The 12,973-nt window shown below is 69.6% G+C and carries 12 protein-coding genes; 5 read left to right on the plus strand and 7 right to left on the minus strand.

Annotated elements, in window-relative coordinates:
- Positions 1–26: 26 nt before the first annotated feature.
- The 5 genes from ACS5RC_RS09970 to cpdR all read right to left on the minus strand — a co-directional run bounded on the left by ACS5RC_RS09970 (position 27) and on the right by cpdR (position 3,559).
- Entirely contained in the window at positions 27–1,115 is a 1,089-nt protein-coding gene (locus ACS5RC_RS09970; RefSeq protein WP_478343693.1) for a methyl-accepting chemotaxis protein, read from the minus strand.
- A 422-nt stretch (positions 1,116–1,537) separates the two neighbouring features.
- Positions 1,538–1,990, minus strand: a complete 453-nt coding sequence (locus tag ACS5RC_RS09975; protein WP_478343694.1) for a DUF1178 family protein — start codon at positions 1,988–1,990, stop codon at positions 1,538–1,540.
- A complete protein-coding gene (locus ACS5RC_RS09980; protein WP_478343695.1) occupies positions 1,987–2,859 on the minus strand; it encodes a carbon-nitrogen hydrolase family protein in 873 nt (290 codons plus the stop codon). Before ACS5RC_RS09980 ends, ACS5RC_RS09975 begins: the two co-directional genes overlap by 4 nt.
- On the minus strand, positions 2,852–3,121 hold the full coding sequence (gene grxC / locus ACS5RC_RS09985) for a glutaredoxin 3 (protein ID WP_478343696.1): 270 nt from the start codon (positions 3,119–3,121) through the stop codon (positions 2,852–2,854). The genes ACS5RC_RS09980 and grxC overlap by 8 nt, the downstream gene beginning before the upstream one ends.
- An 81-nt stretch (positions 3,122–3,202) precedes the next feature.
- Positions 3,203–3,559, minus strand: a complete 357-nt coding sequence (gene cpdR / locus ACS5RC_RS09990) for a cell cycle two-component system response regulator CpdR (RefSeq protein ID WP_003603128.1) — start codon at positions 3,557–3,559, stop codon at positions 3,203–3,205.
- A 208-nt stretch (positions 3,560–3,767) separates the two neighbouring features.
- Here cpdR and ACS5RC_RS09995 point away from each other — a divergent pair, with 208 nt between their 5' ends.
- Positions 3,768–4,670 (plus strand): N-formylglutamate amidohydrolase, encoded by a 903-nt coding sequence (locus ACS5RC_RS09995; RefSeq protein ID WP_478343697.1) that lies wholly within the window; start codon positions 3,768–3,770, stop codon positions 4,668–4,670.
- Between the two features lie 274 nt (positions 4,671–4,944).
- Here ACS5RC_RS09995 and galU read toward each other — a convergent pair whose 3' ends face one another.
- Positions 4,945–5,811: a UTP--glucose-1-phosphate uridylyltransferase GalU gene (gene galU / locus ACS5RC_RS10000; protein WP_478343698.1), complete on the minus strand. Its 867-nt coding sequence runs from the start codon at positions 5,809–5,811 to the stop codon at positions 4,945–4,947.
- Positions 5,812–5,987: 176 nt separating this feature from the next.
- Between galU and galE the strand changes: the two genes are divergently transcribed.
- The 3 genes from galE to ACS5RC_RS10015 all read left to right on the plus strand — a co-directional run bounded on the left by galE (position 5,988) and on the right by ACS5RC_RS10015 (position 9,971).
- On the plus strand, positions 5,988–6,974 hold the full coding sequence (galE, locus tag ACS5RC_RS10005) for a UDP-glucose 4-epimerase GalE (RefSeq protein WP_478343699.1): 987 nt from the start codon (positions 5,988–5,990) through the stop codon (positions 6,972–6,974).
- 4 nt (positions 6,975–6,978) lie between these two features.
- On the plus strand, positions 6,979–8,202 hold the full coding sequence (locus ACS5RC_RS10010) for a lytic murein transglycosylase (protein WP_478343700.1): 1,224 nt from the start codon (positions 6,979–6,981) through the stop codon (positions 8,200–8,202).
- 368 nt (positions 8,203–8,570) lie between these two features.
- Positions 8,571–9,971: an SGNH/GDSL hydrolase family protein gene (locus ACS5RC_RS10015; protein WP_478343701.1), complete on the plus strand. Its 1,401-nt coding sequence runs from the start codon at positions 8,571–8,573 to the stop codon at positions 9,969–9,971.
- Between the two features lie 707 nt (positions 9,972–10,678).
- Here the strand turns inward: ACS5RC_RS10015 and ACS5RC_RS10020 are convergent.
- Complete coding sequence (locus tag ACS5RC_RS10020) at positions 10,679–10,945, minus strand: hypothetical protein (protein ID WP_478343702.1); 267 nt, start codon at positions 10,943–10,945, stop codon at positions 10,679–10,681.
- Positions 10,946–11,072: 127 nt separating this feature from the next.
- On the opposite strand from ACS5RC_RS10020, the gene ACS5RC_RS10025 reads away from it, so the two are divergent.
- Positions 11,073–12,551, plus strand: coding sequence for an MFS transporter (locus ACS5RC_RS10025; RefSeq protein WP_478343703.1), 1,479 nt, complete (start codon positions 11,073–11,075; stop codon positions 12,549–12,551).
- Positions 12,552–12,973: the final 422 nt, after the last annotated feature.

Here is a 12,973-nt window from a genome sequence, read left to right on the forward strand (position 1 = left end):
CTGCCGGCCCGCATCGCGGTCCGCGCTCAGCGCCGTCCCGGATCGGCCGCACTCCGCTCGATCATCCCGTACCAGCCGAGGCCGCGGTAAGTCTCGTAGCCCGGCGTGCGATGGAAGGCCGTGACCGTTCCGGTCGCGGGATCGCGCAGCACCCCGCTCGTCCGGCCGCCCGGGTCGATCGCCACGGCGTCCCCCAGCTTGCCCCGTCCGCCCGAGGCCGCGAGCACGCGGCGCCGGGCATCGACCAGCATCACCCGGGTGTGAGCCCGATCCTCCGGGGCGATCCGCACGCCGTCGACGATGGCGCGGGCCTGAGGCTCCCAGTCGAAATGGATGGCGAGCACGCCGCTGAGTGCGCTCCCGGCCCATACCCCCGCCGCGTAGGTTGCCACCTGCGCCTGACCGAGCATCGCCTCCTGCCGGATATCGGCGCAGCCGTACTCGTCGGCGCTACGCAAGGCGAGGGCGTCCTGGAACCAGCGCTCCCCCGCCACGCTGCGATCCGCGAGGCCCGGATAGCGATCGGGCCGCCCGGTGGCGAGGATGCGTCCGGCCCGGTCGCAGAGCCAAAGATCGAGATAGACCGTGTAGGCGCCGAGGATCACGCCGAGGCGCGTGCCGGCGAAGGCGGCCGCTTCCGCCGTCGGATTCGCGGCGCATTCCACGACGGCCGCGTCGGTCGCCCACCAGCGCACGTCGCAGGTGCGCTCGTAGAGATTCCGGTCGATCAGTTCCACGGCATTGAGCGCAAGGTCGACCAAACGCTCCTCCTGGGCTCGGCCCGCCATCGCGCTCACCGCTTGCTGCAGGTCCACGATCCGGCTGGTGAGATGGGTCTCGAGTTCGCGGGCGAGCGCTTCGATCTCGGTGCCGATCGATCTGACCTCCTGCGCGACCACCGAGAAGCCGCGTCCGTGCTCGCCCGCCCGGGCGGCCTCGATCAGGGCGTTCAGGGCCAGCATCCGGGCCTGGCCGGTGATCTGCTGGATCCGCCCCGTTTTCTCCTGCGCCACCTGCCGCACCTCGGCGGCGCGCTTGGCGATCGTGTCCAAGGTCGGCGGAGAGGACTGGGCAAGACCTCGATCGTCCGGCGCTGATCTGGCAGATGAAAGCATTGGACACTCGCAAATAACGATCTTTGTTTGTGCAATAAGAATTAAAAATTTCTTAATTTTAGATTTGGTCGATTTATAGGCTATTCAACTTGAACGTGTTGCGCTCCTTCGAGACGCGCTCCGGTGTTTCGTTCCCAAGCGAAGCCTGCGATCTGAGGTTTCGGATGTGCGTGTCCTGGCCTGCAACGATCAAGAACTTGTTATCAATGAATGTCAGGTCGCCATCATCAGCAACCGGACCTTTTGTGCCTCAATCGAGCGGTCTTCGACATCCGGGGTGGCACATCGACCGCCCGGGGGAATGCCCGGCCGACGGGATGCTCCGCCGACGATCCTGGCACAGGAGCGTGCCGGCGATCCGGCCGCGGGCTGCGCCCCGAAAGGCTGTGTGCAGGCCCAGGGTCGACGCGACGCGCCCGCGATCAGTTCCGGTCGTCCGGCAGGATCGGCAGCGGCGCCACGCCGATGCCCTCCTCGATCAGGGCGCGGGCCTCCTCGATGCTGGCCTGCCCGTGGATCGCGCGCTCGGCGCTCTCGCCGTAATGGATCCGGCGCGCTTCTTCGGGGAAGCGGTCGCCGACGGCCTCGGAATTCGCCATCATATGTTCGCGCATCGCGCGCAACGCCGCCCGCACGCGCTGCTCGGGCTCGCCGATCATGCGGTCGCCTTCCGCTCGCACGGCAGGCAGCGGTGCCGAGGCACTCTTGTCGCTCCTGCCGAGGCGCGGGCTCATCAGGGCCTTGGCGACGTTCGCGCTCCCGCAGACCGGACAGGTCACCAGGCCGCGCGCGGCCTGCGCATCGAAGGAATCCGAGGACGGGAACCAGCTCTCGAAGTCATGGCCGTGTTCGCAGGCGAGGGCGTACCGGATCATGCCTGGAGGAAGCCGCCGCCCTCCGGGGACCCGCCGACCCGCTCGATGCGGAAGGGCTTGGCATGTTCGAGTGTCGGGATGCGGGCACGCGCCTCGTCCACGCGGGCGAGATCGATCTCGGCCAGGATCACGCCGGGTTCCGCTCCACCCGCATCCGCGAGCACCCGGCCCCAGGGATCGACGATGATGGAATGGCCGTACGTCTCGCGCTCGTCCTCGTGCCGGCCGCCCTGGGCTGCGGAGATCATGAAGGATCCGGTCTCGATGGCACGGGCGCGGTGCAGCACGTGCCAGTGCGCCTCGCCGGTCTGCCGGGTGAAGCAGGCGGGGGCGGTCAGGATCCGCGCGCCGTTCTCGGCGAGCGCGCGGAACAGGGCCGGGAAGCGGATGTCGTAGCAGATGCCGAGGCCGATCGGCGCGAGCGCCGTTTCGGCGACGATGGCGCAGGCCCCGCCCGTATAGGTCGCGGATTCGCGCCAGCGCTCGCCGTTGGGCAGGTCGACATCGTAGAGATGGAGCTTGTCGTAAGCCGCGACGATCGCGCCGTCCGCGTCGATCAGAAACGCCCGGTTGGCGATCTTGTCGCCGTTGCGGATGGCGAGCGAGCCGATCTGCACCACCGTGCCGGTCTCCCGTGCCGTCTGACGCAAGGCCGCCAGGGTCGCATCGGATTCCTGATCCGTCACGAGCTCGAACAGGCGTGTCCGGCTGCGCTCGACGAGCGACGTCATCTCCGGAGTCTGCACGTAGGCCGCGCCGGCGGCGGCGGCCTCGCGCACGCCCGCCACCGCGGCATCGGCGTTCGCGGCCGGGTCGCGGCCGGAGCGCATCTGCACGCAGGCCGCGACGAAGCACCCGGCCTCAGGCATCGGCGGGATCCTTCAGCATCGGATCGAGCTTGCCGCCACGCTCGAGAGCGTAGAGGTCGTCGCAGCCGCCGACATGACGCTCGCCGATGAAGATTTGCGGCACGCTGGTTCGGCCGCCCGCCCGCTGGACCATGGTGGGGCGGGCGCCGGCCGTCTTCTCGACGTCGATCTCCTGGAAGGCGACCCCCTTCTCCTTCAGCAGGCTCTTGGCTGCCGAGCAGTAGGGGCACCAGGCGGTGGTGTAGATGGTGACAGGCGGCATGGACGCGTCCCGCGAGTGGAACGCATCATATAGGCCGCGCTCGGTGCCGGCGCCTATGCCCTTGGAGCCACTCCGAGCGGCTCAGGCCGCCAGCAGCTTCTCGACCTCGTTCACGAGATCGCGCAGGTGGAAGGGCTTCGACAGCACCTTCGCGTCCTTCGGGGCCTTCGAGTCGGGGTTGAGCGCCACCGCGGCGAAGCCGGTGATGAACATCACCTTGATGTCGGGATCGAGCTCGGTGGCACGGCGCGCCAGCTCGATGCCGTCCATCTCCGGCATCACGATATCGGTGAGCAGCAGCTCGAAGGGTTCCTCGCGCAGCCGATTGTAGGCTGAGAGGCCATTGTCGAAGGACAACACGTCGTAGCCCGCGTTCTGCAGGGCTTTGGCGAGGAAGCGCCGCATGTCGTTGTCGTCTTCCGCCAGCAGGATTTTCATCGGACGGTTCCGGACCTTCGAGTCGTTCAGGTTCATTCCATAAAGGGAGCCGGTGGTAAACAAGGCGTTAGGATTCGTCCGGCGGGCGGGGTGACGCAGCGCACGCAGCCGAAACCGTGGCGTCTATGTCGGCGCTGGACAGCCGGCTCCGCGAACCGCAGAGTGGGCTCATGCTCCGCACCCGCCCCGACCGGGCCCGTCCGACGCGATGACACAGCTCATTCCGGATCAGCCGGACGCCCTCGGTTTCGCGCTGCCCTTCGCGGTGGAGGAGCCGGCGCAGCACAGGCTGCCCTTCGTCTTCAATACCGGCCATTCCGGCGCGGTCTATCCCACCGCCTTCCTGGCCGCGTCCCGTCTGCAGCCGCTGGCGCTCCGCCGCTCCGAGGACGCGCACGTGGAGCGGCTCTTCGACTTTGTGGTGGCGCTGGGGGCGCCGCTGCTGAAGGCACATTTCCCGCGCGCGTTCCTCGACGTGAATCGCGAGCCCTACGAACTCGACCCGCGCATGTTCGAAGGACGCCTGCCTGCCTTCGCCAACACGCGGTCGATGCGGGTCGCGGGCGGCCTCGGCACCGTGCCGCGCGTCGTCGCGGACGGGCAGGAGATCTATTCAAGACGGCTCGCTGTCGAGGAGGCGCTCGCTCGGATCGATGGGCTCTACAAACCCTATCATCGGGTCCTGCGCGGTCTCATCCAGCGCACGGCACGGGCCTTCGGCCAGTGCATCCTGATCGACTGCCACTCGATGCCGTCTTCGTCGGTCGGGCGCGAGACGGACCCGAAGGCCGACATCGTCCTGGGGGACCGCTTCGGCACGGCCTGCGTCCCAGCCCTGATCGAACGCTTCGAGGCAGCCTTCCGCGCCGAGGGCCTCGCTGTGGTGCGCAACAAGCCCTATGCGGGCGGCTTCATCACCGAGCATTATGGCGAGCCCAACCTCGGGCGCCACGCCCTCCAGATCGAGATCAACCGCGGGCTCTACATGAACGAGGCGAGTCTCGCCGTGACGGCGGGGTTCGACGGTCTCCGGGACGCTCTGCGTCGGGTGATCACGGCGGTGGCGGACGATCTGGGCGATCTCTCACCGCAGCGCATCGCCGCCGAATGACCGAGCGGCGCCGCTCGACAGATCCATCGATCCGATCGAGGACCGGGCAAGAAAAAAGGCCACTCCCGAAGGAGCGGCCCGAAGTCTAGGGAGGAAACGCCCAAGAAGGGCAGCGAAACCGCGACGCCATCGCGATCCCGCAATGCACAAAATAAAGTGCGCCGCACCAATTGCAAGACGATTCCGACGATTTGCCCTGCGCGGTGCGCATGGTCCGTGCGCGGGAATTGCAGGTGTTCACCTGCAATTCCCGCGCACCCCGCGTGCAGCGGTCTCAGAATTCCTGGAGCAGGCGTGCGATCTCGGCCTTGAGGGGACCGGAGAGGTCGGGACGCTCCAGCCCATAGGCGAGGTTCGCCGTGAGGAAGCCGAGTTTCGAGCCCGTGTCGTAGGTCCGGCCCTCGTAGCGCATGCCGAAGAAGCTCTGAACAGCCATCAGCTTGATCATGGCGTCGGTGAGCTGAATTTCGCCACCGGCGCCCGTCTCACCCTTTTCGAGGATCTCGAAGATCTCCGGTTGAAGGATGTAGCGCCCCGAGATGATGAAGTTCGACGGCGCGGTACCCTGCTTCGGCTTCTCGACCATGCCGTTGATCTCGAAGGTCTGTCCGAAGGTCTGGCCGACGCTGACGATGCCGTACTGGTGCGTCTCCTCGGGCTTGACCTCTTCCACCGCGATGACGTTGCCGCCGTGCCGCTCGTAGGCGGAGAGCATCTGCTGCATGCAACCCCGGCTCAGCATGTCCGGCAGCAGGACCGCGAAGGGCTCGTCGCCGACGATCTCCCGGGCACACCAGACCGCATGTCCGAGCCCGAGCGGGGCCTGCTGGCGCGTGAAGCTGGTCTGGCCGGCTCTGGGGAGATCCCGCTTCAGCGCCTCGTAGGCCTCCGTCTTCCCGCGCTCCTGCAGGGTCCGGTCGAGTTCGTAGGCGATATCGAAATGGTCCTCGATCACGGCCTTGCCGCGTCCGGTCACGAAGATGAAATGCTCGATGCCCGCCTCGCGCGCCTCATCGACCACGTGTTGCACGACCGGCCGGTCCACGACCGTCAACATCTCCTTGGGAACGGCCTTGGTCGCGGGAAGGAAACGCGTGCCAAGTCCGGCAACGGGGAGAACGGCCTTGCGGATCGGTTTCATCGGCGAACCTGGTCGTAGGGAGTGATTGGGGAGTGGAACGGCAACAGAATGTTTGGCAGGACAGAGATAGCACGGCCTCACGTCCTGCAAGGCTTACTTGGCGCAGCGGGTGGGAGCGGCGAGCCGAAAACGGGTGACATCCGCAAGGCACTGGCGGCGCGAAGGGGATTTCGGCGATGGCGGTTCTGGTCACGGGCGGTGCAGGCTATATCGGCAGCCACATGGTGCTGGCGCTCCACGATGCCGGCGAGGAGGTCGTGGTGCTGGACGACCTCTCGACGGGATTCGACTGGCTGCTCCCGCCGGAGGTCAAGCTCGTGGTCGGGGACGTGTCGGATCAGACCCTCGTGGCCGACACGATCCGCACCTACGGCTGCGATGCGCTCGCGCATTTCGCGGCGCGAATCGTGGTCCCGGACTCGGTCTCCGACCCGCTCGGATATTACCTCGCCAATACCGTGAAGACCCGGGCGCTGATCGAGACCGCGGTGCGCGAGGGCGTGCGCCACGTGATCTTCTCGTCCACCGCCGCCGTCTACGGCGAGCCTGACACCGTCCCGGTCCCGGAGGATCTCGAGACCCGGCCGATCAACCCCTACGGCCGCTCGAAGCTCATGAGCGAGTGGATGATCGAGGACGCGGCGAAGGCGCACGGCTTCGGTTACGTCATTCTGCGCTACTTCAACGTCGCCGGCGCAGATCCGCGCGGGCGCTCGGGCCAGTCGACACCGAACGCCACACACCTGATCAAGGTCGCGACCCAGGCCGCGCTCGGCCAGCGCAGCCACCTCGACGTCTACGGCACCGACTACCCGACGCCGGACGGCTCGTGTCTGCGCGACTACATCCAGGTCTCCGACCTCGCCGATGCCCACCGCGTCGCCCTCGACCACCTGCGCGCGGGCGGCGAGAGCCGGGTCATGAATTGCGGCTACGGCCGCGGCTACTCGGTGCTGGAGGTGATCGACGTGGTCAAACGCGTCTCGGGGCGCGACTTCACCGTGCGCCTCTGCCCGCGCCGCCCCGGCGACCCCGCCCGGATCGTGGCGGGCGCGGAGCGCATCCGCGCCCTCGGCTGGCAGCCGCGCTACGACGACCTCGCGGGCATTGTCCGACAGGCCCTCGATTGGGAGGACGCGCTGATCCGGCGCAACCGGCGCTGACGCGATGCGTGTTTCGCCGCGACGCGCCGCCCTTCTCGTCGCTCTGTCGGCAGCTCTGCTGACCCTCGTCCCCGTCCGGTTCGACCCGGCCCAGGCTGAGCCGGCCGCGGAGCCTGCACGGTTTGCGGCCTTCGTCGCGGCGCTGCGGCCGGACGCGGCCGCCCGCGGCGTCTCGGAGGCGACCTTCCGGGCGGCTTTCGCGGGGGTGGCCGGGCCGGACCGCGATGTCCTCGCCCGAATCAAGCGTCAGGGCGAGTTCGGTCGCCCGGTCTGGGACTATCTCGTGGGCGCCGTCTCGCCCGGCCGGATCGCCCGCGGGCAGGCGCGCGGCCGGGCCCTCGCCTCTACCCTCGCGGCGATCGAGGCGCGCTACGGTGTGCCGGCGCCTGTGATCCTGGCCTTCTGGGGCATCGAGTCGGATTTCGGCGCGAGCGGCGGCGCGACGCCCACCATTCGGGCGCTCGCGACGCTGGCCGAAGCCCGCCACCGGGGCACGCTGTTTCGCGACGAATTGCTCGCCGCGCTCACGATTCTCGAGCGCGGCGACGTCACCCCCGCCGCCATGAAGGGCAGTTGGGCCGGGGCAATGGGACAGGTCCAGTTCCTGCCCTCGACCTTCCTGGCCCACGCCGTCGACTTCGACGGGGACGGCCACCGCGACATTTGGCAGAGCGAGCCCGACGCGCTGGCCTCCATCGCCGCCTACCTGAAAAATCTCGGCTGGAACTCGGCGCTATCCTGGGGGTACGCCGTCACCCTGCCCGACGGCTTCGACCTCACCCGCTACGACGCCGACCTCGCAGACTTTGCCGCCCGCGGCGTGCGCCGGAACGACGGGGAGCCCCTGCCCGCCCGGGGACGCGCGAGCCTGTTCCTGCCGGGCGGGCGCGGTGCCCCGGCCTTCCTGATCACCGACAATTTCGAGGTGATCCGGGGCTACAACACCGCCGATTCCTACGCGCTCGCGGTCGGCCATCTTGCCGACCGCCTCTCCGGCGGCCCGCCGCTCGCCGCCCCCTGGCCGAGCGCCGCCGGCCGTCTCGATACGGCGGGCCTGCGCGCCCTTCAGACGGGGCTCAAGGCGCAGGAGCTCTACGCCGGCGACGCGGACGGCCGCGCCGGCCCGAAGCTACGCGAGGCCGTGCGCCGGTATCAGATCCGCGAAGGCCTCCCGGCGGACGGCTATGCCACGCCGGCGCTACTTGCCCGCTTGAACGGCCGTCTTTGATAGGATGGTGAGGCGGGGACCGTTCGGCGCCGCGGTGATCCGAGGCGCCGAGGAACTCCGGCTTATCCATTGCGCCTGTGGCCTGCCATCGACGGGCTCGGAATAGAGGTGGGCATTCGTCAGACGTTCAGGAATTGCCGAAAGGGTCGCTATTAGTTCGTTTCTACGAGACCCAGGCGTCAGATTTCGGCGGGCGCAACATCGTGCTCCTGGGCGTGGCATACAAAGGCAGGGAAAGGGGTCTCTGCGTGGGCCGACCCGTTTCAGGCCCACCGGCGAGCCGCTTGCCCCGCTTTAGACGCACGCCCCGCTCTCCGCTATGCTGGCCGGACGAGCGCCGCGTCACGGCGGTGGGCAGGGATTGTGGGATGCGACGGGCGCGTGTGGCCTGGATCAGCCGAGCGGTCGGTGCGTGGCTCGCGGCCGGTGCGGGCGCGTCCGTGCTGATGCCCGCGCCGGTCCAGGCGCAATGGGGCGACAGCTACGACCAGCCCGGCTACGCCGTGCCCCGGCGGCGTCCGCGCGACGCCTACGACGACCGGCCGCCGCCGCGCCGCTACGCGCCGCCCCAGGAGGCGCCGCGGCAATTCTACTGGCCCTGGGAGGACCGGCCTCAGGCGGCCGAGCCGCGCCCGGAGCCGAGCTACCGGCGCCCGCGCCCGCCCCGTCCCGCCGCCGCCCAGGAGGGCCCGCGGCCCGTCCCCAAGCGCCGTGCCCGGCCGCCCTCCCCGCCGGAGCCGGCCAAGCCCGCGATCGCCAAGACCGAGCCCAGCGTGCAGATCGCGGTGTTCGGCGACTCGCTCGCCGATCATCTCAGCCGCGGCCTCGACGATGTCTTCGAGGACAACGCCGACGTCGCGGTGATCGACCGGGCGCGGGGCGACAGCGGCCTCGTGCGCAAGGACGTGGTCGACTGGCCCAAGGTCGCCGAGGACTACCTGAAGACGAACCCGAAGGTCGGCTACGCGGTGGTGCTGCTCGGCGCCAACGACCGCCAGCCGATCCGCGACGGCGACCAGAGCGTCGATCCCCTCACCGACCGCTGGCGCGAGCTCTACCGCGCCCGCGTCGAGGCGCTGGCGCAGGTCTTCACCGCACGCAAGATCCCGCTGATCTGGGTCGGCGCGCCGCCGATGCGCAGCGAAGGCCTGACCAAGGATCTCGCCGGCATCAACGATCTCGTGCGCGAGGTGGTGCAGAAGGCCGGCGCCACCTTCGTGGATGTCGGGCCGGGCTTCGTCGACGACCGCAACCGCTACACCGCCACGGGCCCGGATCTCGACGGCCAGACGGCCAAGCTCCGCACCGCCGACGGCGTTCACTTCACCGCCGCGGGCGCGCGCAAGCTGGCGCACTTCGTCGATGTCGAGCTGAAACGCCTGATGGGCACGGCCGCCCCCGCCCCGGAGGCGCCCGCCGCGGCGGTCTCGGCGACGCCGGGCCCCGCTGTCGGCAGCCCGACGCTCGGCAGCCCGACGCTCGGCAACGCCGCGCCGAACCTCGACGACACCGCCACCATCGACCGCCAGATCACCGCCATGCTCCCCAGCCTGCCGGAGCCCCCCGGCATCCCGGCCCTCCCGGTCAAGCCCGCAGCCGGACCGGTGGTGCCGCTCGGCCGGGCCGAGATCTCGCCCGGCGGTGCGCTCACCTCCGGCCGCCCTCTGGATTCCGACCCCTCCGGCAATGTCGACCGCGCCCTCCAGCGCGGCGCCGCCCCCCTACCCCAGCCCGGCCGCGCCGACGATTTCCGCTGGCCGCCGGGGTAACCCGTCACGCGACGGGGTAGCCACCCGCCCAGCGGCGTTATCGCGGCTCGCGTCTGCCTACGCCGCTCGACCTGCCGCCCAGAGACTTCGAATATGGGCTGCAGGAGGCGTAGGAGTGCAGGCGCCCTGTTAGAGTGAATCGAGGTTGGCCGCAGTCATCGGAGCGGGGGTGTCCGAGCCTGGCGGGAGGCGCGAGGCATGTCCTCGGCGCCGAGGCTTGAATGCCCATGCTAGCGAACCTGCGAGAACGCTCAGTCCGATCACTGTCCCGAGACCAATGGCGAGCCATTGCGGCATTGTCGGCGTCCGGCATGTTGTCGGGAGACAGTCTAACACGCGCGCCGCCGCCAGTCGCGGCAGTCCGGTCCCGGATCGGCGCCGCGAGACCGGAGACCGCCCTTTGTGCAGGACCCTGTTTGGGCTGCGAGGCCGTCCTCTTGGTTGCCGGCGCCTGCCCGTCACGCGCGACAGCCGACCTGCACGCTCTCATTCGCCGCCATGAAAGCGCGCCGCGCCGAGCGCAAGAACGTCGTGCTCGCCGCTGGGCACACCCCCACGACGGCGCTCTTGCGGATGGGCGCCCCCTGCCTCGCCATCGATGGTGTAACGAGCGAGCCGGCCGACCTGGGAAACAGGCGTAATGCCTCCCAAGCCGGCGCTGCCTTTAACGCAGCGCCGACGGCAGCAACCTGTCCTGATGGGCCGCCTCAACGCGCCTCTGTGAGCGCCGGGTAGACTACCCGCACGCTGCGGCGCGCCTCCGGGATCTCGCCGGCCGGCCGCGCGCCGGAGCCGCGCACGGATCGCGCTGGCAGCGCGGGCGGCATCGCGGGCTGCGACGGCCGCAGGCGCCAGACCTCCGCGCCAAGGTCGGCGGGCGGGCGCGGCGCCGGCTCGGCGGCGCGGGCCGGAGCCGTGGCGCCCGGGGCGGTGGCGGCGAGGAGGACACAGATCAGCGATAGATGGGGTCGCATGGGGACGCATCCGCGTGGCTGCCCTACTTGAGGCCGACGCGGGTGAAGACGAACCTGAACCGTTCGGCGCCGTTCACACCGGCGAACACCTGCCAACAGCTGTTGCGGATCAAGGTAAACGAGCACGATGACGAGCAAGGTCGAGTCGGCGCCCCGGTCCGGCGCACCCGAGCGGGCGCCGATGGGCGCGGTGATCGACACCGACATCTCGGCCCGGCTCGACCGGCTGCCCTGGGGCCGCTTCCACGTTCTCGTCATCGTGGCCCTCGGCATCACCTGGGTGCTCGACGGGCTGGAGGTGACGCTCGCGGGCTCCCTCGTCGGCGCCCTGCGCCAGCCGCCGATGGCCTTCTCGGAATTCGACGTGGGCCTTGCGGCGAGCGCCTATCTCGTCGGCGCCGTCACGGGGGCGATCGGCTTCGGCTGGCTCACCGACCGGATCGGGCGCAAGAAGCTGTTCTTCATCACCCTCGCCCTCTACCTGGTGGCGACGGCCGCGACCGGCCTGTCGTGGAATGTCTGGAGCTTCTGCCTGTTCCGCTTCTTCACCGGGGCGGGCATCGGCGGCGAGTACACGGCGATCAACTCGACCATCCAGGAGCTGGTGCCGGCGCGCGCCCGGGGCTGGACCAACCTCGTCATCAACGGCTCGTTCTGGATTGGCGCCGCGCTCGGCTCCTTCATGTCGATCGTGCTGCTGCGCCCCGAGGTCATCGACCCCGCCTGGGGCTGGCGCGTCGCCTTCTTCACCGGGGGCGCCATCGGCCTCGCGATCCTGCTCCTGCGCACCTGGATCCCCGAGAGCCCGCGCTGGCTCGTCACCCACGGCTACGCCGCCGAGGCCGACCGGGTGGTGACGGGCATCGAGAAGCGCTTCACCGACGCGGGCGTGACCCTGCCGCCGCCGGACGAGAGCAAGCGCCTCAAGCTCAAGACCCGCGACCACACCCCGCTCTCCGAGGTGTTCCGGGCGATGTTCGTGACGAGCCGGCAGCAGACCGTGGTCGGGCTGGTGCTGATGATCGGGCAGGCATTCTTCTACAACGCCCTGTTCTTCACCTACGCCCTGGTGCTGGAGCGCTTCTACGGCGTGCCGGGCGGGCATGTCGGCTGGTACCTGCTGCCCTTCGCGCTGGGTTCCTTCCTCGGGCCGGTGCTGCTGGGGCGGCTGTTCGACACGGTGGGCCGCCGGCCGATGATCGCCTTCACGTACGGCATCTCGGCCGTGCTGCTCGCGATCGCCGGCTACCTGTTCAAGATCGAGGCCTTCGGTCCCGTCGGACAGACCGGGGCCTGGATGGTGGTGTTCTTCTTCGCCTCGGCGGCGGCGAGTTCGGCCTACCTCACCGTCGCCGAGACCTTCCCGCTCGAGATCCGGGCGCTCGCCATCGCGGCCTTCTACGCCATCGGCACCGGAGTCGGAGGCGTCTCGGGCCCGCTCCTGTTCGGCACTCTGGTCGAATCCGGCTCGCGCGGGGCGGTCTTCACCGGCTACCTCATCGGGGCCGCCCTGATGGCCGCCGCCTCCGTAGTCGGCGGCATCTGGGGCACGGCCGCCGAGGGGCGCTCGCTCGAGGACGTCTCGAAGCCACTGGCCTCGGCCTGACGGCGCACGCAGCGGGGTGGTCGGGTCCCGCTGCGCGGACTCGACGGCCTTGCGGCCTCGGAGACGATGACCGAGACGCCGAGGCCGCCCTCTTTGGCACGGGGTGCCTCGGTCGTGGCGAGGCGTCAGCCGGCGCGCGTGGAAACGACGTCCCCGCCCGCGGCCGCACGCCCGATACGCCCGGCGAGGATTGGCCTCCGACCCCGGTCGGATCCGAGGACAATGGGCTTTCGGTCCTCCGCTCGGGACCCCTGCCTCGGACGGTCCAGGCGCGCCCCGTCGGACGATCGCGTCACGGCCTCGCGCAGGTCCGCGCAATGCGCGCAATCGAAGTCGGTATTTGCAACCATGAGTTGCTGATAGCGCAGGGACTTACAGGGCTTATGCGCGGAATTCGCTCATTTCGCGTGCGCGAGCACTGA

The sequence above is a fragment of the Methylobacterium sp. HJ2 genome, assembly GCF_056431005.1.